Source organism: Streptomyces sp. NPDC039736, assembly GCF_055596485.1.
On record NZ_JBVIUQ010000014.1, the window covers coordinates 18338 to 38150 of the forward strand.

The window sequence follows — 19813 nt, forward strand, 5'->3', positions numbered from 1 at the left end:
TTCCGGAGCGTGGCAGACTCGGCTTCATGAACGCCGAGGGGACCAGGGTGGCCAGCGCCAGGACGAAGTTGGACCGGGGGAGAGGAGCGCTGGGACCCGCGCTGGAGCTCGTGCACACGGGCCGCGCCCCGACCCGCGCCGTCCTCACCGCCGAACTCGGCGTGACCCGCGCCACGGCCGGCGCGGTCGCCGCCGAACTGGAAGCGCTCGGCCTGATCCGCGTCGACTCCAACCCCGGCGCCGCCGCCGGATCGCAGGGCCGCCCCTCGCACCGGCTGACCGTCGACGACACCGGCCCGGTCGTGCTCGCCGCCCAGGTGCACTCCGACGGCTACCGGGCCGCCCTCGTCGGCCTCGGCGGACGGATCGTGGCCACCGCTCCCGGCTGCCAGGACGTCGACGCCGATCCCGCCCAGGTCATCGGCGCGGTCGTCGACGCGGGCGCCCGCCTGCTGGCGGAGTCCGGCCGCCGCTGCGCCGGAGCCGGGCTCGCCGTCCCCTCCGCCGTCGCGGAGCCCGAAGGCACCGCCCTCAACCCCCTCCACCTCGCCTGGCCCCCCGGCGCCCCGGTCCGCGAGATCTTCGCCCAGCACGTCGCCGCCGCCGGGATCGACGGCCCCGCCTTCACCGGCAACGACGTCAACCTGACCGCGCTGGCCGAACACCGGCACGGTGCGGGCCGCGGCGCGCGGCACCTGCTCTGCGTCGCCACCGGACACCGCGGCGTCGGCGGCGCCCTCGTCCTCGACGGCCGCCTGCACAGCGGGAGTTCGGGCCTCGCCCTGGAGGTCGGCCACCTCACCGTCAACCCGGCGGGACGCCCCTGCCACTGCGGCAGCCGGGGCTGCCTCGACGTGGAGACCGACCCGCTCGCCTTCCTCGCGGAGGCCGGCCGCACCCCGGGCCCCGAGGTCTCGCTGCTCCAGCAGTCCCGCGACCTGCTCCGTGAGGAGTACGCGGACAAGGCGGTACGGGCGGCCGCCGAGGCCCTCGTGGACCGGCTCGGCCTCGGTCTCGCCGGGCTCGTCAACATCCTCAACCCGGACCGGATCGTCCTCGGCGGCCTCCACCAGGCCCTGCTGGCCGCCGCCCCCGAGCGGCTGCGCGCCGTCGTCGCCGACCGCAGCCTGTGGGGGCGCAGCGGCGGGGTGCCGATCCTCCCCGGCACCCTCGACCACAACTCCCTGGTCGGAGCGGCGGAGTTGGCCTGGCAGCCGGTGCTGGACGATCCGCTCGCCGCGCTGGCGGCCGGCGCCGGAAAGGGACGGTGACCGCGTTCGGCGGGCTTGGTACGGTCCGCGCATGACCCTCACCCCCGCCGACGCCCCCGGCACCCGGCTCACCCCCGCCGACCTGCGACTGGCCGCCGACCTGGCCGTCGCCGCCCTGCGCCCCGCCCGCGACGCCGACTGGAGCGTCCCGGCCGGGGGGCTGGAGTGGGACTGCTGGGAGACGGCCGAGCACCTGATCGACGACCTGTTCTCGTACGCCGCCAAGCTCGCCGCCGAGCGCACCGGCTCCAACGTGCCCTACCGGCGGACCGCCGAAAGCCCCGGCGGCCCCGACAACGCCGTGCACGTCGAGCGCGCCGCGGGCCCCGAGGGGATGCTGGCCGCGTTCGAGGCGGCCGCCGCGATCATGCACGCGGTGGTGTCGGTGAAGCCGCCCGAGGCCAGGGCGTACCACGTCTACGGCGATTCCGACCCCGAGGGCTTCATCGCCATGAGCGTCGTGGAGATCCTCGTGCACACCCACGACCTGACGACCGGTCTCGGCCTCGCCGCCTGGGAACCGCCCGCCGACCTGTGCGCCCGCGCCCTGTACCGCCTCTTCCCGCACGTCCCCGGCGGCGCCGACCCCTGGCCCACCCTGCTGTGGGCCACCGGACGCGGAGACCTCGCGGGCCGCGAGCGCCTGGCGGAATGGCGCTGGTACGGCGCCCCGCGCTGAGGGAGGCCCCTCGCGTCGGAGGAAGACGGTGAGGGACGACCCCTCGCGCCGGAGGAAGACCCGGCGCACGGAAAGGATTCCCCCGCGCCGAGGGCAGACCCTTCCTCCGGAGGGGTGCCGCCCCATGCCCGGAGGGGTGCCGCCCCACGCCGAGCGGCCGGCCCGGGACCCGGGCCGGCCGTCGCGGAACACGGTTTTCGGTCAGCCCACCGCCGCGGTCCGGGCCTTCCGGCCGCGTTTGCTGCGCTCGCGCTCCGGGCGCTGCGTCAGCGCCACCACCGTCGCGGGCTCCAGGGCGGTGTCGGCGGCGGGCGGGGGAGCGGAGGCGGGCAGCGCGAACCACACGGTCTTGCCCTTGTCGCCCTCCTGGCGCACGCCCCAGTCGTCGCTGACGGCCGCGATGAGCGCGAGCCCGCGCCCGCCGGTGTCGAGCGGCTCCGCCGCGCACACCGTGGGCGGCCGGGGGTCGTGGTCGTGGACGGACACCGTGAGCCGGTCGAAGAGCAGCTCGATCTCCACGGTGCACGTCTTGTCGGGCTGTGCGTGCTGATGGACATTGGTCAGCAGCTCGGTCACGCCGAGTGCCGCCGGGCCGATCAACGGGTCCAGTTGCCAATAGCGCAATTGTGCGGAAACGATCCTGCGGACTTGGCCGATCCGCGCCGGTGCAGCTTGGAGCTTCACCGTGCAGTGCCTGCTGGGATGGTTGATCACTGCTGCGACTCCCCGGGGTGAGGTCCGGAAGGCGGTCGAAGAGCTTCGGTGTGAGGGGTGCGGTTCGAGCTGAGCGGCGGGCTGCTTCGCAGCGTCACCGCGGAAGCACCCGGAGTGAGATACCGCCAGAGTGGACCCATGGACGGCACCACGCAACTCGCGTTCCTCCGGTCCGCGGCGGCGGCTCCGTCCGGCGCGCCCCCTCAGCCACGTGCCGTACCGCTCCGCGCGCCGCCCGGCATCCCCACCGACCGGAGCGCGTTCAGCAGGCGTCCGCCCACCTCGGCGGAGGTGAGCCGGTAGCGGATGCCGTTGAGGCGGGCCACCGTGCGGTCGCCGCCGGCGAACCACGGTTTGCCCGCGGTCACCGTGCCCAGCGGCGCGCTGTCGATCAACTGGCCGTCGCTTCGCAGCAACGCCAGTACGCCGTCCCGTACGACGACCTGTCCTGCCCTGGTGAGTGAGCGGGGCCACCGCTCGATCCTCACTCCCCGCACGCTGAAGTCGGGTTCCGCCATGGGCTGTTCGTCTCCTTCCCGTGCTGCTGTGCCGGTGCGGACGTCGTGGTTCGCCCCCGTTCGTACCCCCGCTGTCTCTGGGCAGTCTGCACGGCGGGGGGCGTGCACACCAGGGGGGCAGGCGCACTGAAGGGGGCATTCCACCTCTGCGCCCCCAGTGCGCCCCGAGCGGTGACACAAGGGAGTGCTATGGCTGCCCAAAGTGAACGTTTGTGCAGGTGGGCGGCTTACAGTGGCAAGTGGGAGATCGCTGTGCCGGGCGCGCATGCCGCGGGCACAGCAGTCTCCGGACCGCGCCCCACAGGACCCCTTCGGGTCCCGCGGAGGCCGTACGACACCGCACGGGACAGCACAGAGCAGCACGAGGAGTGGCGCGGATGAGCAGCAGCGAACCGGCACGACGCGGCCCCGCCGCGGGGGCCGACGCACCCCCGGCCGGCCCCCCGGCGGGCAGCATCGCGGTGCCGACGGTCGACGTCGACCGGAGCGACCCCGCCTACCGCGCCTGGCTGAAGGAGGCGGTGCGCAAGGTGCAGGCGGACGCCAACCGGTCGGCCGACACCCATCTGCTGCGCTTCCCGCTGCCGGAGCAGTGGGGCATCGACCTCTACCTCAAGGACGAGTCGACGCACCCCACCGGCAGCCTCAAGCACCGCCTGGCCCGCTCGCTGTTCCTGTACGGGCTGTGCAACGGCTGGATCCGGCCGGACCGCCCCGTCATCGAGGCCTCCAGCGGGTCCACCGCCGTCTCCGAGGCGTACTTCGCGAAGCTCATCGGGGTGCCCTTCATCGCGGTGATGCCGCGCACCACGAGCGCCGAGAAGTGCCGCCTGATCGAGTTCCACGGCGGCCAGTGCCACTTCGTGGACGACTCCCGCAAGATGTACGAGGAGTCCGCCCGCCTCGCGGCCGAGACCGGCGGACACTACATGGACCAGTTCACCTACGCCGAGCGGGCCACCGACTGGCGCGGCAACAACAACATCGCCGAGTCGATCTACCAGCAGCTGCGTCTTGAGCGCTACCCCGAGCCGAGCTGGATCGTCGCCACCGCCGGCACGGGCGGCACCTCCGCCACCATCGCCCGCTACGTGCACTACATGCAGTACGACACCTTCATCTGCGTGCCCGACCCGGAGAACTCCTGCTTCTTCGACGGCTGGAACGACCACGACCCGCTCGCCACCAGCGACTGCGGCTCCCGCATCGAGGGCATCGGCCGCCCCCGGATGGAGCCCTCGTTCGTCACCGGGGCCGTCGACCGCATGATGAAGGTCCCCGACGCGGCGAGCGTGGCGGCCGTACGCGCCCTGGAGGCGGCCCTGGGCCGCAAGGCGGGCGGCTCGACCGGCACCGGCCTGTGGAGCGCGCTGAAGATCGTCGGGGAGATGGTGGAACAGGGCCGCAGGGGCAGTGTGGTGACGCTGATCTGCGACCCCGGCGACCGCTACCTCGACAAGTACTACTCCGACGCGTGGCTGGCCGAGCAGGGGCTGGACATCGAGCCGTACGCGATGGCCATGGCGGAGTTCCTCCGTACGGGAGTCTGGCCCTAGCCCCTGTCGCGGGCCGCCAGCCGGCGGTCCAGCGCACGGACCGCGGCCCGGAAGGAGCGCCCCACCCCGGGGCGCGCCGCCCGCAGCACCAGCCGCAGCGGGGCCGGGCCGTCGACGGCCATGGTCCACTGCACCCGGGTGGCCGCCCCGGTGGGCCACATGCGCCACTCCTCCAGCATCGCGGTGACGCCCGGGGCGTTGGTGACGTCGATCCGGTACGCGTACCGCAGGCCCGGCTCGGCCGCCACGACGGTCTCCAGGAACCTGGTGCCGCCCTTGAGGCGCACCTCGCGGCCCCCGTCCGTCGGCCGGGCGAAGGTCACGGCGGTGAACCAGCGCGGCCACGCCTGCGTCTCCTCGGCCAGCGCCCGGTACACGTCATCGGGTCCGGCCGCGACCTCGGCGGCGAAGACCAGGCGTACGGGCGCGGACTCGGCGAAGTCGAGCCCGACACCCCGCAGTCGGCGGACCATGCGGCACGCACCTCCGAGGAGCGGCGGAAGACGGTTGCGCGCAACGGTAGTTGACGTGACGTCAGAAGTCTTCGGGACCGTCGGGGCTCTCGCCCGCCACCACCAGCCCCGGCAGATGCTCCGCCAGCTCCTCGCGCGCCGCGGCCGACAGGCCCCGGTCCGTCACGAACGCGTCCACCTGGTCCAGCGCGGCGAACGAACTCAGGCCCACCGTCCCCCACTTGGTGTGGTCCGCGACCACCACCACCCGGCGCGCCGAGCCCACCAGCCGGCGGTTGGTCTCCGCCTCCGCGATGTTCGGCGTGGACAGGCCCGCCTCGGCCGATATCCCGTGCACCCCCAGGAAGAGCACGTCGAAGTGGAGCGAGGCGATGGCCCGGTCGGCGACCGGACCCACCAGCGCGTCCGACGGCGTGCGCACCCCGCCGGTCAGCACCACCGTCGCCGCACCGACGGTGTCCCCGCCCGCCTGGCGCGCGGTGTGGAACACGTCCGCCACCCGCACCGAGTTGGTCACCACCGTCAGGTCCGGCACGTCCAGCAGGTGCCTGGCCAGCGCGTACGTCGTCGTGCCCCCCGACAGCGCCACCGCGCTGCCCGGCACCGCCATCGCGGCCGCCGCCCGCGCGATGTCCTCCTTCGCGGAGAGCTCCAGCGCCGACTTGGCCTCGAAACCGGGCTCGTGCGTGCTCGCCTCCGCCACCGGGACCGCGCCGCCGTGCACCTTCTCGACGACCCCCTGGCGGGCCAGTGCGTCGAGGTCGCGGCGGACCGTCATGTCCGACACGTTCAGCCGCCGGGTCAGCTCGTTGACCCGCACCCCGCCGCGCCGGCGCACCTCGTCGAGGATGAGGGCACGGCGCTGTTCGGCGAGCAGGTTCTGATTCTCGGTCACTGCGGGCCCGGGTCCTTTCCACGACGCTGTCAGGGGCTGTTCATCCTCGCACGGGGCGCCAACACGCCTCCACGACCGGTGTGAAGGGCGCCCGGGCGTGCGACGGCGGGGGGCGACGTGCGAAGAAACCGTGGTGGGGGCGGGCGGCGGGAGGCGCGTCCGGGATGCTGAAAACCCCTGGTGCGACCGGGAGTGGCCGGGTACGGCGGACGGGTACAACAGGGGTACGGCGACCCGCCGGCCCACGGCCCCGTGTGCCGCATCCGCCTCCCCCTCACCCGCGCCCCCCATATCCGCACGAGAGCCCCCTCGCACACGCACGAGAGCGAGTCCCGCAGTGCCCGCTGCCCCCGCCGCCCCGGACGGCCCCCCTCCGCAGACCCGCCGCGCCCCTGCCCACACCCCCGGGCCCCGTGTCCCCGAAGCCCCCGACCCCGACACCGAGACCGACCCCGACGCCCCCGCCCTGGAACTCCTGGTGCACGGCGTCGGCGGGGCCACCCCCGAGGAGATGCTCGGCGACCCGCGCACCACCCGCGTCACCGGCGACGCCACCGCCGCCGTGTTCCGCCGCACCGAGGACGTCGACGCCGAGGACCGCCCCGGGGACCACCGGAACAAGCCGATCCCCGAGGCGTACGTCTGGTCCAACCTCACCTCGGGCAACGGCATCCGGGCGCTGTGGCTCCTCCTGCTGCCTTTCATGGTCGTCAACCTCGCGCACTGGATGCGCCCCACCGCCGGGGGGAGCGCCCGGACCGTCCGCTTCTACGGCGTCCTGGTGCGCCTCGTCGCCCTCACCCTCACCCTCCTGCTCGTCGCCGCGGCCTGCGAGGTGGCCCTCGACCTCACCGCCTGGCAGTGCGCGGGCTCCGCGTCCTGCTCCGGCGAGAAGTCCTGGCTGGGCTTCCTGTCCACCGCGCACGGCGGCTGGTGGAGCCAGCCGGGCCGCCGGATCGCGCTGGCGGCGCTCGTCCCCGCCGCCCTCACCGGGCTGCTCTGGTACCTCTCGCACCGCACCTGGAGCGCCTACGAGTCCCAGCAGCCGCTGCCGGGCGCCGAGGAGGACGCGGCCGGACCCGCACTCGGCCGCCCCGGCTTCTGGTACGGGCGCCGCCTCGTCGCCCGGCTGCGCGCCGCGCACACCGCCGCCGGATTCCTCGTCGTGGCCGCGGCCCTCACCGCCGCCACCGCCCGCCACGACCGCGCGGCGGACAGCACCGTCCTGGACGTGTGCGGCTGGGCCCTCCAAGGAGCGCTCCTGGCCGGTGCGGTCGTCGTGGTCTGGGTGGTGTGCCGGCGTGGCCGCACCGAGTCCCGCTTCGACACCGCCCTGGACCGCGCCCTGGTCGGCCTGCTCCCGGCCGGCGCGCTCGTCGGGCTGGTCCTCGCCGTCCTGTACGCGGGCTGGTCCCGGCCGGCGTGGAGTTCGGTGGGCCGGCTCGACGGCGGGGCCCGGTCGTTCGGCCTGCTCACCCTCGCCCAACTGCTGCTGGTCCTCGCGCTGGCCGTGACCGCCGTGCTCCTCGACCGCCGCGCGCCCGTCGCCCGCACCGCCATGCGCGGACTCGGCGGACCCGCCGTCGCCATGCTGGCCTGCGCGCTCGGCGGCGTCATGACCGGCGGTGTCGCCCAGCGCGTCGCCGACTGGCTCGACGGTTCCGGCACCCCCGGCATGGCCACCGGACCCGACGCACCCCTCGCCGGTCCGCCCGTCCTGCTGACCTGGCAGGCCTCCGTCATCCCGCCGCTGCTGCTGGTCCTGCTCGCGCTCGCCCTGTACTACGGGGTGCGCACCTGGCGGCTGCGCGCCGCGCTGCGCCCCGTCGTCGAGGCCGGACACCCCACCGAGCGGCCCGACCCCGTGCGCACCGGCCGCATCGCCCTCGCCCGCGCCGCTGCCGAGCTCACCGACCACGCCCCCCGCATGCTCGCCGCACTGTCCGGAGCCACCCTCGTCCTCGGCGGCATCGCCCTGACCGGGGCCGTCCTGTACGACGAGGTGCCCGGCCGCGCCGCCGAGGGCACTCCGTCACCGGTGGAGGCCGTCGCGCACACCGCGCAGTCGCTCGGCTCCTGGCTGATCGGCTTCGGCTTCCTGCTCCTGGTCACCTGGGGGCGGCGCGCCTACCGCGACCCCAAGGCGCGCCGCACCATAGGCATCCTGTGGGACGTCGGCACGTTCTGGCCGCGCGCCGCCCACCCCTTCGCCCCGCCCTGCTACGCGGAACGCGCGGTGCCCGACCTCACCTGGCGGATGGCCACCTGGACCGAACGCACCCGGGGCCGCCTGGTCATCTCCGGCCACTCCCAGGGCAGCGTGCTGGCCGCGGCCGCCGTGTGGCAGCTCCCGCGGCGCACCCGCCGCCGGGTGGCCCTGCTGACGTACGGCGCACCGCTGGAGCGGCTGTACGGACGCTGGTTCCCGGCCTACTTCGGCCCGGCCTGCCTGCGCCACCTGCACGACGAGGTCGACTGCTGGCGCAACCTCTGGCGGCACACCGACCCGATAGGAGGCCCGGTCCGCGTCGTCCCCGACGAGGGCCGCCACCCCGTGGACCACGACGCGCTCCTCGACCCCCTCGCCTACGGGCGCACCCGTACGCACCCCCTGCCCGCACCGATCCTCGGCCACTCCGACTACCAGGCCGACCCCGTCTTCGCCGCCGAGCGCGACGCACTCCTCGACCGGCTGCCGGAGACGAACCTGCCCCGGCAGAACACCCCGCACGGCTAAGGGAGTTCGGGCAGGTCGTCCGGGTAGAGCAGGGTCAGGTCGTCCGTGGACACCTCGGTGAACTGGGCGACCCGGCCCGCGTGCCGCTCCACCATCGACTCGAACGTCTGCCGGGCGGTACGGCCGTTGCCGAACGCGGGGCCCTTGGGCAGCGCCGTGAAGTACTTCAGCAGTGCCTCCGGCGTGCCCGTCCCGAGCCGGTACTCGTGGTCGTCGGCCTGCTGCCGGACGATCCTGAGCAGCTCGTCCGGCTCGTAGTCGGAGAAGGTGATGGTCCGTGAGAAACGGGACGCCACACCGGGGTTGACGGTCAGGAAGCGCTCCATCTCGTCCGTGTAGCCCGCGACGATCACCACCACCGCCTCCCGGTGGTCCTCCATCAGCTTCACCAGGGTGTCGATGGCCTCCTTGCCGAAGTCCCGGCCGGAGTCCTCGGGCGAGAGCGCGTACGCCTCGTCGATGAACAGCACCCCGCCGCGCGCCTTGTCGAAGGCCTCCTGGGTGCGGATCGCGGTGGACCCGATGTGCTCGCCGACCAGGTCCACCCGGGACACCTCCACGAGGTGCCCGCGCTCCAGCACCCCGAGGGAGGCCAGGATCTCTCCGTACAGCCGGGCCACGGTCGTCTTGCCGGTGCCGGGGGAGCCGGTGAAGACCAGGTGGCGGCGGACGGACGCGGCCTTCAGGCCCGCCTCCTGGCGGCGCCGGCCGATCTCGATCATGTCGGTGAGCGCCCGCACCTCGCGCTTCACGCTCTCCAGGCCGACCAGCGCGTCGAGCTCCCCGAGCACGTCCTGCGAGGAACGGGCGTCCTGAGGGTCGACCGGTGCGGCAGGGACGGCCGTCACGGGCCGCGCCACCGGGACGGTGGAGAGCAGCCCGGGGATCTGGACGGCCGTGCGGACGGCGGGCGGCGGTTCGACCGCCGCCGCCCTGACGGCGCTCTCGTCGCTGGTGCAGTCCTCGACCAGGGGGCCGTCCTCGGCGAACTCGTAACCGCCGCGCACGCACCGCTCGGTGCGGCAACGCGTCAGCGTCGTACGGCAGCCGTCCATGACGTGGAAGCCGTAGCCGCTGCTGCCCGCGACCCGGCAGGCGTGGAAGGTGCCGCGGCCCTCCGCGGAGACGTAGAAACCAGATTCGGCGGGGGAGTTGACCGTGGTGCGCTCTATCCGGGGGTCGGCGCCCTTGGTGACGATGACGCCGGTCTGCACGGCGTCGATGGTGCAGCCCGCGAGGGTGCCGCCGCTGCCGTGGTCGCGGAACCAGGCGCCCGTGGACGCCTCCTTGATCCGGCAGTCGTCGAGCTGCGCGGTCGCCCCGTCGCTCACCGACACGGCGGTGTTGCGCACCTGGAAGAGGTCGCTGTCGACGATGTCCGCGCGCGAACCCCGGTCCAGGACGAAGACCGCGTCGGGCACGTCGTGCACCCGGCAGGAGTCCAGCACGACGGTCGCGCCGTCGCTGACCCACACCGCCGGGTAGTCGCCCGTGCTGTCGTGGATCTCGCACCCGTTGGCGTCGACCCGGGTGCCGGGGTCCCACACGGACAGCCCGTTGCGGCCGAAGCGGCGCACCGTCGTGCGCGACAGCGTCAGGACCGCGCGGCCGCGCAGGTCGATCGCGTTCTCCGGGATGTCGTGGATGTCGCAGTCGGAGAGCGTGAGCACCGCGTCCGAGTCGAGCGTGACGCCGTCCGCCGAGGTCCGGTGCACCGAGCACTCCGTCAGGTGGCCCGCGCCGCGCGAGGAGACCTGCACGCCGGTGCCCTTGACCTCGTAGATCTCGCAGCCGATCGCCTCCACCCCGGAGCCGTCGCCGGTCACCGCGAGCCCCGAGCCCGACGTGTGATGGATCGAGCACCGCTCCAGCCGGGGATGCGCCCCGCCGCTGACCGACACCCCCGCCTGTCCGGCCGCGACGACCTCGCACTCCTCGAACAGGCCGCCCGCGCCGTCCAGTACGCCGATGCCGACGCCGCCCGGATTGTCCACCGTGCACCGGCGCACCGTCGGCCGGGCCGCCCCGCGCACCTCGATGCCGACGGCCGAGCGCGTCACGATCCGCAGCCCCTCGAACTCCGGGGTGCCGTCCTCCACCGACAGGGCGGGCGCCGCCGAGTCCTGGCCCTCCAGACTCAGGTCCTGCACCACCGCGGAGGCGCGCACCGTCAGCGCCACACCGTCCGTCGGAGCGATCCGCACCGACCCGGCCGCACCCTCCACACCGCGCAGCGTCACCGCGCGCCGCACCACGAGGTTCTCCCGGTACGTTCCCGGAGCGATGGTGAGGACGTCGCCGTCCCCCGCGGCCTCCAGGGCGGCGGCGAGGGAGTCGTACTCACCCGTGCGGCGCCGCCACCTGGAAGTGCCGGAGTGCGTCACCTGGACCGTGCCCTGTGCCATGGCGTGTGCGTGCCCCCACCTCGTGCGTCCCGCTGCTCGCGCTGATCTCGCTGCACCACCGTAGCGCGCGGGGGAGGCGCGGTTGACCGGGTCGCCGCGGCGTCAGCCGCCCGTGCCCGCCCTGCCCCACTCGGGGCCGACCTTCGCCCACGCCCGGTCGAGCCGCTCGTACCGCCGACGCATGAGCCGTCGTACGACCAGCAGCCGTACGCAGTGGGCGAGTCCGGCCGACACGGCGCCCGCCCCGAAGCCCGTCAGGGCCGCCTGCGCGGTGGCCGTCGAGGCGGTCACGGGCCGGTTCACGAGCCGGCCCCGGTCGTCCGTCCACAGCGGGAAGGTGTCGCCCGGCTCGGCGCTGCCGCGGACCGTGGCGACCCGCCCGGTGCGTGCGCTGCCGTCGGGCGCGGTCCAGCTCGCCGGCACAGTGACCGGCCCGGCGTATCCGGCGCCCGCCTGCGCGCCGCCGGGGCGGCTTCCCTCGCGCGCCGGCCGTAGCACGGTGCCCGTCGTCGCGTGCCGCTCCCGGTGCTGTTCGACCACCTCCCGCTGGAGCGAGGCGTTCGCCCGCAGGCCCGTCACCAGTCCGACGGCGGGGGCGGCGACGCCGATCAGCACCAGGGCGACCAGCGCCACCCAGGCCTCGGCCCGGTCGGTGGGGCGGCACAGCGGACTGTGCCGCCAGCGCCACACGCCCGAAGCCGTCCGCCGGGCGCGGGCCGGCGGGACCCGCCGCGCTTCCGTCGCGGGCCCTCGCGGCCCGTCCGCTGCTCGCACCGTCCCGATCCCCTTCCGCGCCGGCTCAACGCGCCTGCCGCATCGGCGAGTTCCCGGCGAGGGGCCCGCTCATTCGGCCGAATCGGGACAGAACTCTATGGTGCCTCGGCCACCACCGGGTCGCCGATCCGCAGCACACCGGCCGTCTCGGGGATCAGGTTCTGGCCGAACACCAGGCTCTTGCCGAACTTGCGGTGCCGGGCCAGCGAGCGCAGCGGTTCCTTGCCGCGCTCGGCGGTGGCCTGGTCGGTGGTGGTGACGACGCAGCGCCCGCACGGCTTCGCCACCCGGAAGGCGAGACCGCCGATCGTGATCCGCCGCCACTGGTCCTCGGCCCACGGGGCGGCTCCCGCGAGCACCACGTTCGGCCGGAACCGGTTCATCGGAAGGGGGCCCTCGTCGGGCAGATCGCCCTGTGCGATCAGGGAGTTGAGGGCGTCCAGCGAGGCCAGCGTGGTGACCAGCAGCGGGAAGCCGTCGGCGAAGCTCACCGTCTCGCCCGGCCCGGCGAAGGCCGGGTCGACCGGGCGGCGGACGGCCGGATCGTCCAGGTGCACCAGGCGGGCCTCGACGCCCAGGTACGCGCTCCACCACGCGTCGGCCGCGGAACCGGCGGGCACCGCCTCGTACGTCTCGCCGAAGAGAACCACCGGCACCGTGCGCACGGGCTGCGGCACGGGAACGTCGAGGGGTTCGCGGCCGGGGGCGGACACCCGGACCGCACCGCCCGGCAGCGGCTCCGAGGAGGCGAGCGCCATCCGCGCGTACTCGCGCTGGGTGACGGCCCTGCCCGACGCGTCGGTCACCAGCCAGCGGCGGTCTCCCGCCGGCCCCCACGGCTCGATCGCCATCTCGCGGGGAGCGCAGCCCCGCGTCGCCTTCACCGGATAGAAGTGCAGCGCGTGCACCGACACGTCGTTGGTCATGGGCCCATCCTGCCAGCAGGCTCGGACATCTGTCCGAGCCTGCTGCGAGCCTCCGGTGCGCCGCTGCCGACAGGGGCTAGTAGCCCCGACCGCCCTGCTGGTACTGGCGGTTGTACGGGTCCTCGTACGGCGCCGCGGCCGGTGCGGGGCGCGGGGCCACCGGGCGCATCGCCTCGTACCCGGAGGGTGCGACCGGGCGCTGCGGCTGCTGCTGGGGCTGCTGCATCTGCGTCTGCATCTGCTGCATCTGCGGCGCGACCGGGCGCTGCGGCTGCGGGCGCTGCATCTGCGGGGGCTGCTGTGCGCCCTGGTAACCGCGCGGCGGGGCCGCCTGCTGCGGGATGTACGGGGCGGGCGCGTTCTGCAGCTGCGGCGCCGGGGCCTGCTGGAGGTGCGGCGCCTGCTGGTAAGCGGCCGGGGGCTGCGCCTGTGCGGGCTGGGGATAGCCGTACCCGGGCTGCGGGTGGGAGGGTGCGGCCGGCAGTGCGGGAAGGCCCGACGACAGAGCCGGCAGGGCCGGCAGATGGCTGTTGCCGGTGTCGTACATGGCGGGCACCCGGATCGGGGCGATCTGGGGCGTACCGCGCTCCGCGACGAGAGAGTCGTAGATCGGGGTGTCCGGGAAGGACGGGGCGGAATAGTAACCGCCGCCATAGGTGGAGCGGGGGGAGGTCATGGCACATAAGTTAAGCCCAAGATGTTCTGTAAGGGGAGTCCGGTAAGAGTGTTGTTTCGCGCGTTCTGGGTAGCCCTGGGTCACTAATCAGAGCGAACTTGGGAAAATCGGTCGTCTTGTGGCGTCAGGATCGGGTAAGGAACGGTTCATTTCGACTCGCGTTGGGGGCGAGCATGTCCATGCTTAAGGGAACCAATGTGCCGGTGCCGGCACAGTCCGTGCGCATCGAAGTGGGCCGCGGGTCCGGGCCGGGGGTGCCGGACGTCGACGCGTCGGCGCTGCTGCTCACCGGCGGGCGGGTGCGCTCCGACGCCGACTTCGTCTTCTACAACCAGCCCGTCCACGCCTCGGGCGCGGTCCGGCACGACGGCAAGCGGCCCGGCGCGGGCGGCATCGTCACGGACACCGTGTGGGTCGACCTGGCGCGCGTGGAGAGCGCCGTGGAGACCGTGGTGCTCGCCGCCTCCGCCGACGGCGGCAGCTTCGGGCAGGTGCCCGGGCTCCACATCCGCGTCCTCGACGCGGCGAACGGCGCGGAGCTCGCCCGCTTCGACAGCCGGGACGCCACCGTGGAGACGGCGTTCGTCCTCGGCGAGCTCTACCGCCGGCAGGGCGCCTGGAAGTTCCGCGCCGTCGGCCAGGGGTACAGCAGCGGTCTGGAGGGGCTCGCGACGGACTACGGCATCACGGTCGACGAACCGCAGCAGCCGGCCCCGGCGCCCGCCCCGGTGACCCCGGCCCCCACGATCCCCACCGCCCCGTCCTGGCCCACGCCCGCCACCGCCTCCGCCACCCCCCAGGCCCCGGTGTGGCCGACGGCGCCCGGCTCCACCCCGCCGCCCGCGCCGGTGCCCACGGCTCCGACCATGCCCGCGGCCCCCACCGTGCCGTCCGCCCCGGTGCCCTCGCACGCGACGCCGCCGCCCGCCGCCGCGGCCCCCTCCCCGGTGCGGCTGACCAAGGTCACGCTCACCAAGTCCTCGCCGACCGTCTCGCTGGCCAAGCAGGGCGGCACCGGCGGCGCCATGCGCGTCAACCTCAACTGGGAGTCCCGCAAGCAGTTCAAGGGCTGGGGCAGCAAGCTCGGCCGCGCCATGGCCCAGCACGCCGACCTCGACCTCGACCTGTGCGCCCTCTACGAACTCACCGACGGCCGCAAGGGCGTCGTGCAGGCGCTGGGCAACGCCTTCGGCGCGCTGAACCAGCCGCCGTACATCCACCTCGACGGCGACGACCGCACCGGAGCGGTCTCCTCCGGCGAGAACCTCACCATCAACCTCGACCACAAGGACCGGCTGCGCCGCGTCCTGATCTTCGTCACCATCTACGAGGGCGCGCGCTCCTTCGCCGACCTGCACGCCACCGTCACGCTCACCCCGCAGAACGGCGCGCCCATCGACTTCTCCCTCGACGAGTGCACGGTGCCCTCCACCGTCGCCGCGCTCGCCCTGATCAGTTACGAGAACGGCGACCTGACGGTCCGTCGTGAGGCCCAGTACCTGGTGCCGCAGCGCGGGGTCAGCCCGCAGCGCACCGTCGACCAGGCCTACGGCTGGGGCATGAACTGGACCCCGGGCCGCAAGTAGCCCCCGCTTCCCGCCCGTCGCGGGATCAGCGGTCGGGCGCGGTCCGGGGACGGGCGTACGTCCGCCCCTTCCAGGCCGCGCCCCGGCCCCGGTGGTGCCGCACGGCCGAGTCCACCGTCATCAGCGCGTAGAGCAGCGCCGTGACCGGCAGCAGCGGGGCCAGGGCCAGGTTCTGGCGGTAGTAGCGCAGCATCGGCAGGTACGTCGCCGCCATCACCGCCCAGGCCCCGAGCCCCGCCCACCCGGCCGCCGTGTCGCCGGTCAGCAGCCCGGTGGCCAGGGCGTACGGGGGCGCGAGATACACCAGGGCCAGGCCGAGGACCGTACCGAGCAACAGGACGGGGTTGTGCCGCAGTTGGGCGTACGCGCTGCGGGCGACCATCCGCCACAGGTCGCCGAGGCCCGGGTACGGGCGCACGCTGTCCACCCGCTCGGCCAGCCCCAGCCAGATCCGCCCGCCGCACCGGCGCACCGCACGGGCCAGCGACACGTCGTCGATGACCGCTCCCCGAATGGACTCGGGCACCTGTGCGCGCACGGCCGTCTCGGTGCGCAGCAGCACGCAGCCGCCCGCGGCGGCCGCCGTGCGCCCCGTGCCCCGGTTGACCCACCGGAAGGGATACAACTGCGCGAAGAAGTACACGAAGGCCGGGACGATCAGCCGCTCCCAGGGGGTCCTCACCCGCAGCCGCGCCATCTGGGAGACCATGTCGAAGCCGCCGCGCCCCTGGGCGTCCGGCAGCGCCGCGGCCACCAGCTCCCGCAGACTGTCCGGCTCGTGGGCGATGTCGGCGTCCGTGAGCAGCAGGTACGCGGGGCTGCTCTCCCGGGCGGCCGCCATCCCGTGGCGCACCGCCCACAGCTTGCCCGTCCACCCCGGCTCCGGCTCGCCCGGGGCGACCACGGTCAGCGGCAGTCCGCCGTGGCGCCCCGCCAGCGCGCGGGCCAGCTTGCCGGTGCCGTCGCTGCTGCCGTCGTCCACCAGGATCACCTCGGCGCCGCCCGGATAGTCCTGGGCCAGCAGCGAGGGCAGGCTGTCGGGGAGCACCTCGGCCTCGTCGCGCGCGGGCACCACCACGGCCACGTACGGCCACTGCCCCTCGGCGGGGCGGGCGCGCGGCGGCAGGCGCTGGTCGGTGCGCCAGAAGAAGCCCCGGCACAGCAGCAGCCACAGCCAGACGGTCAGTGATCCCACGGCGATCCACGCGACGACGCTCACCCGTCGCAGTCTGCCGCAGGAGCGACGGCTTCCGGGGGCGCGCGCAGGGCTCAGGGGGGAGTTTCGGGCCGGTCGTCTAAGGTGACTGGGTGAAGATCGCGCTCATGGACTCCGGGATCGGCCTGCTCGCGGCGGCCGCGGCGGTGCACCGCATGCGCCCGGACGCCGACCTCGTCGTCGCCTCCGACCCCGACGGAATGCCCTGGGGGCCGCGTACTCCCGACGACATCCGGGCGCACGCGCTGGCCGTCGCCCGCGCGGCGGCGGCCGAGGGGCCCGACGCGCTGATCATCGGCTGCAACACCGCGACCGTGCACGCCCTGCCCGCGATCCGGGCCGAACTGGAGCCGGGGATTCCGGTGATTGGGACGGTTCCCGCGATCAAGCCCGCCGCGGCTTCGGGCGGCCCCTTCGCGATCTGGGCGACCCCGGCCACCACCGGAAGCCCGTACCAGCGCGGGCTGATCCGCGACTTCGCGCAGGGCGTGGAGGTCACCGAGGTGCCCTGCCCCGGACTCGCCGACGCCCTGGAGACCGCCGACGAGGAGGCGATCGACCGCGCGGTGGCGGCCGCGGCCGCGCTGACCCCGCCGGAGGTGAGGACCGTCGTCCTGGGATGCACCCATTACGAACTGGTCGCCGACCGCATCCGGGCGGCGCTGCGGCGGCCCGGCCCCCCGGCCCCGCTCACGCTCATGGGGTCGGCGGAAGCGGTGGCCGCGCAGGCTCTGCGCAGGGCCGGTCTGGAGCCCGCGCCGGCCGCCGATCCGGCGTCCCGCCTGACGGTTCTGCTGAGCGGACGGCGTTCCGCGGGCCTCACCGCCCCGGCCCTCGCGTACACCGAGGGCCGTCTGCTCGCTGCCATGACCGCAGAACGTGAGTACGCTGCTACGCATGAGGGACTTCCCCCGCGCTGACGACGCCGACGGTCTCCCGAGCGAGTCCGCCCCCACCGGCACCGCCGTCTGGCAGGGCCGTGCCACCAATCGCGCCCAGTGGCTGCTCGCGGCCGCCGGCGCGGCGTTCCTGGCCCTCGGCATCGAACTGGCCGTCGACTCGTCCGGGACGCACGGCGCCGTGCCGCTGGTCATGTCCGTGGTGGGGTGCATCGCGGTCGGGCTGCTGGTCATCTTCGGGACGCTCGCCTTCGTGCACGTCGCGGTCAGGGTCGACGACCAGGCCCTGGAGGTGCGCTGCGGCCACATCGGGCTGCCGCGGCGGCGGATTCCGCTGTCGCACGTGGTGGGGGCCGAACTGGACCCCCGGGTCACGCCCCGCCAGTGGGGCGGCTGGGGTTACCGGTGGCGGCCCGAGCAGGGGATGGCGGTGGTCGTCCGGCGGGGCGAGGCGGTGGTGCTCAGACTCGGCGACGGGCGGACCTTCACCGTGACGGTGGACGGCGCGGCGGAGGCGGTACGGGTGATCCGGAGCCGGTGCGGGCTGGGCCCGGCGGACCGCTGAGGCACGGGGCGGGCGGGGCCGTCGTCGCCGGGCCGCCGCCCCGGCCGCCCGCCCCTGGACCGGCGGGGCCGGAACGGACCGGCGGGGCCGGGCACGGATGCGTCGTGGCTGGTCGCGCCCCTGGAGGTCCGCCCGCGGAGCGCAGCGGTCGCGCCCGTGCTGCGAGCCGCGGGGCGGAGTGGTCCCGGGCCCCGGGCGGACGCAGCGCGCAGGACACCGCAGGAACGATGCTTCCCGGTCGGCCCACGGGCGGGACCGCCCTGCTCACGCGGGCTGCGGCCACCGTAGACTCCGCCGGGTGAGCGCGACCATCACCCCCGTAGCAGCCCCGCCGGAACCTGCCCCGGCCGCACCCCGCCGAGGAATGTGGCTGGTGCGCACCCTCGCGGCCGCCGTGTCAGGACTGCTGCTGTACGCGAGCTTCCCGCCCCGCCCCCTGTGGTGGCTGGCCCTGCCCGGCTTCGCCCTGCTCGGCTGGGCCCTGCACGGGCGCAGGCCGCGGGCCGGGTTCGGGCTCGGGCTGGTGGCCGGGCTCGGCTTCCTGCTGCCGCTGCTGTCCTGGACCGGCGAGGAGGTGGGGCCGGTTCCGTGGATCGCGCTGACCATCGCCGAAGCGGTCTTCGTGGGCTTCGTCGGCATGGGCGTCGCGGGCACCTCCAAGCTGCCCGCCTGGCCCGTGTGGGCGGCCGGGCTGTGGATCGTGGGGGAGGGCGCGCGGGCCCGCTTCCCCTTCGAGGGCTTCTCCTGGGGCAAGATCGCCTTCGGGCAGGCGGACGGCGTGTTCCTGTCGCTGGCCGCGCTCGGCGGCACCCCGCTGGTGGGCTTCGCGGTCGCACTGTGCGGCTTCGGCCTCTACGAGGCGGTCAGGCAGGCCCTGGCGTACCGGCGTACGAAGCGGCTCCCGCGCGCCGGGGCGGTGGCGGCGGCACTGGCCGTCGTCGTCCCGCTGATCGCCTCGCTCGCCACGCGTCCGCTGCTGGACGACTCCGCCGAGGACGGCACCGCGACCGCCGCCCTCATCCAGGGCAACGTGCCCCGCCTGGGCCTGGACTTCAACGACCAACGGCGTGCGGTGCTCGACAACCACGCCCGGCGTACGGAGCAGCTCGCCGACGAAGTCGCGGCCGGTACGAAGCCCGGGCCCGACTTCGTGGTCTGGCCGGAGAACTCCTCCGACCTCGACCCGTACCGCAACGCCGACGCACGCGCCGTCATCGACCGGGCCGTCCGCAAGATCGGCGTCCCGGTCGCGATCGGCGCGGTGCTCACGCCGGAGAAGGGCCCGCTGCGCAACACCCTCATCCAGTGGGACCCGCGACGCGGCCCCGTCGACACGTACGACAAGCGGCACATCCAGCCGTTCGGCGAGTACATGCCGATGCGGGACGTCGCCCGCGTCTTCAGCAAGGACGTCGACCGGGTGCGCCGCGACTTCGGACCCGGCGAGAAGGTCGGCGTCTTCGACATGGCGGGCACCCGGGTCGGCCTGGTGACGTGTTACGAGGCGGCTTTCGACGACGCCGTGCGCGACACCGTGCTGCACGGGGGCCAGGTCATCGCCGTGCCCAGCAACAATGCCACCTTCGGACGCAGCGAGATGACCTACCAGCAGCTCGCGATGAGCCGGGTGCGGGCCGCCGAGCACGGGCGGGCGGTCCTGGTGCCGGTGACCAGCGGCGTCAGCGCGGTCATCCGGCCGGACGGCACGGTCGTCCAGCAGACCGGCATGTTCGTGCCGGACGCGCTGGTCGCGAAGGTGCCGCTGCGGTCGTCCCTGACCCCGGCGACCCGGCTGGGCATCGGACCCGAGGTCTTCCTCGGGCTGCTCGGGGCGGCGGGCGTGGTGGGGGCGGTGGTCCGGCGGGTGCGGGCGCGCCGGGGCGCGCAGGGCGCCTGAGGAGGTGCCGTGTCCGGTCCCTTAGG

At 74.6% G+C, this 19813-nt stretch carries 17 protein-coding genes; 8 read left to right on the top strand and 9 right to left on the bottom strand.

Features of this window, described 5'->3' with window-relative positions:
• Window positions 1-26: 26 nt before the first annotated feature.
• On the top strand, window positions 27-1271 hold the full coding sequence (locus ACZ56L_RS32020; protein ID WP_345225534.1) for an ROK family protein: 1245 nt from the start codon (window positions 27-29) through the stop codon (window positions 1269-1271).
• Between the two features lie 31 nt (window positions 1272-1302).
• Entirely contained in the window at window positions 1303-1950 is a 648-nt protein-coding gene (locus ACZ56L_RS32025; protein ID WP_345225535.1) for a maleylpyruvate isomerase N-terminal domain-containing protein, read from the top strand.
• Window positions 1951-2151: 201 nt separating this feature from the next.
• Here ACZ56L_RS32025 and ACZ56L_RS32030 read toward each other — a convergent pair whose 3' ends face one another.
• Window positions 2152-2664: an ATP-binding protein gene (locus tag ACZ56L_RS32030; RefSeq protein WP_471068095.1), complete on the bottom strand. Its 513-nt coding sequence runs from the start codon at window positions 2662-2664 to the stop codon at window positions 2152-2154.
• Between the two features lie 203 nt (window positions 2665-2867).
• The gene (locus ACZ56L_RS32035; RefSeq protein WP_471068098.1) at window positions 2868-3182 is read right to left on the bottom strand and encodes a hypothetical protein; all 315 of its coding nucleotides are present in this window, start codon (window positions 3180-3182) and stop codon (window positions 2868-2870) included.
• Window positions 3183-3559: 377 nt separating this feature from the next.
• Here ACZ56L_RS32035 and cds1 point away from each other — a divergent pair, with 377 nt between their 5' ends.
• A complete protein-coding gene (cds1, locus tag ACZ56L_RS32040; RefSeq protein ID WP_471068100.1) occupies window positions 3560-4738 on the top strand; it encodes an L-cysteine desulfhydrase Cds1 in 1179 nt (392 codons plus the stop codon).
• On the opposite strand, the gene ACZ56L_RS32045 is transcribed toward cds1, so the two are convergent.
• Both ACZ56L_RS32045 and ACZ56L_RS32050 read right to left on the bottom strand, forming a co-directional pair.
• Complete coding sequence (locus tag ACZ56L_RS32045; protein ID WP_471068104.1) at window positions 4735-5211, bottom strand: SRPBCC family protein; 477 nt, start codon at window positions 5209-5211, stop codon at window positions 4735-4737. The two genes, cds1 and ACZ56L_RS32045, sit on opposite strands and share 4 nt — an antisense overlap.
• A 61-nt stretch (window positions 5212-5272) precedes the next feature.
• Complete coding sequence (locus tag ACZ56L_RS32050) at window positions 5273-6106, bottom strand: DeoR/GlpR family DNA-binding transcription regulator (protein WP_471068108.1); 834 nt, start codon at window positions 6104-6106, stop codon at window positions 5273-5275.
• Window positions 6107-6443: 337 nt separating this feature from the next.
• Between ACZ56L_RS32050 and ACZ56L_RS32055 the strand changes: the two genes are divergently transcribed.
• The gene (locus tag ACZ56L_RS32055) at window positions 6444-8843 is read left to right on the top strand and encodes a hypothetical protein (RefSeq protein ID WP_471068111.1); all 2400 of its coding nucleotides are present in this window, start codon (window positions 6444-6446) and stop codon (window positions 8841-8843) included.
• Here the strand turns inward: ACZ56L_RS32055 and ACZ56L_RS32060 are convergent.
• The 4 genes from ACZ56L_RS32060 to ACZ56L_RS32075 form a co-directional block, all read right to left on the bottom strand.
• Window positions 8840-11248: a right-handed parallel beta-helix repeat-containing protein gene (locus ACZ56L_RS32060; RefSeq protein ID WP_468690681.1), complete on the bottom strand. Its 2409-nt coding sequence runs from the start codon at window positions 11246-11248 to the stop codon at window positions 8840-8842. The genes ACZ56L_RS32055 and ACZ56L_RS32060 overlap by 4 nt on opposite strands.
• A 102-nt stretch (window positions 11249-11350) precedes the next feature.
• Window positions 11351-12022 carry an Rv1733c family protein gene (locus tag ACZ56L_RS32065; RefSeq protein WP_468690679.1) on the bottom strand — a complete coding sequence of 224 codons (672 nt, stop codon included), beginning with the start codon at window positions 12020-12022 and terminating at the stop codon, window positions 11351-11353.
• A gap of 95 nt (window positions 12023-12117) precedes the next feature.
• Entirely contained in the window at window positions 12118-12948 is an 831-nt protein-coding gene (locus ACZ56L_RS32070; RefSeq protein ID WP_471068113.1) for an MOSC domain-containing protein, read from the bottom strand.
• 76 nt (window positions 12949-13024) lie between these two features.
• Window positions 13025-13624 (bottom strand): DUF6643 family protein, encoded by a 600-nt coding sequence (locus ACZ56L_RS32075; RefSeq protein ID WP_401763216.1) that lies wholly within the window; start codon window positions 13622-13624, stop codon window positions 13025-13027.
• 173 nt (window positions 13625-13797) lie between these two features.
• Here ACZ56L_RS32075 and ACZ56L_RS32080 point away from each other — a divergent pair, with 173 nt between their 5' ends.
• Window positions 13798-15210, top strand: a complete 1413-nt coding sequence (locus ACZ56L_RS32080; protein WP_345225552.1) for a TerD family protein — start codon at window positions 13798-13800, stop codon at window positions 15208-15210.
• A 25-nt stretch (window positions 15211-15235) separates the two neighbouring features.
• On the opposite strand, the gene ACZ56L_RS32085 is transcribed toward ACZ56L_RS32080, so the two are convergent.
• Window positions 15236-16429, bottom strand: coding sequence for a glycosyltransferase (locus ACZ56L_RS32085; protein ID WP_471068116.1), 1194 nt, complete (start codon window positions 16427-16429; stop codon window positions 15236-15238).
• 89 nt (window positions 16430-16518) lie between these two features.
• Here ACZ56L_RS32085 and ACZ56L_RS32090 point away from each other — a divergent pair, with 89 nt between their 5' ends.
• The 3 genes from ACZ56L_RS32090 (at window position 16519) to lnt (ending at window position 19787) form a co-directional block, all read left to right on the top strand.
• A complete protein-coding gene (locus tag ACZ56L_RS32090) occupies window positions 16519-17346 on the top strand; it encodes a glutamate racemase (RefSeq protein WP_471068119.1) in 828 nt (275 codons plus the stop codon).
• Window positions 17324-17890, top strand: a complete 567-nt coding sequence (locus ACZ56L_RS32095; protein WP_345225560.1) for a hypothetical protein — start codon at window positions 17324-17326, stop codon at window positions 17888-17890. Before ACZ56L_RS32090 ends, ACZ56L_RS32095 begins: the two co-directional genes overlap by 23 nt.
• Before the next feature lie 298 nt (window positions 17891-18188).
• Entirely contained in the window at window positions 18189-19787 is a 1599-nt protein-coding gene (gene lnt, locus ACZ56L_RS32100; protein WP_471068123.1) for an apolipoprotein N-acyltransferase, read from the top strand.
• Window positions 19788-19813 lie beyond the last annotated feature (26 nt).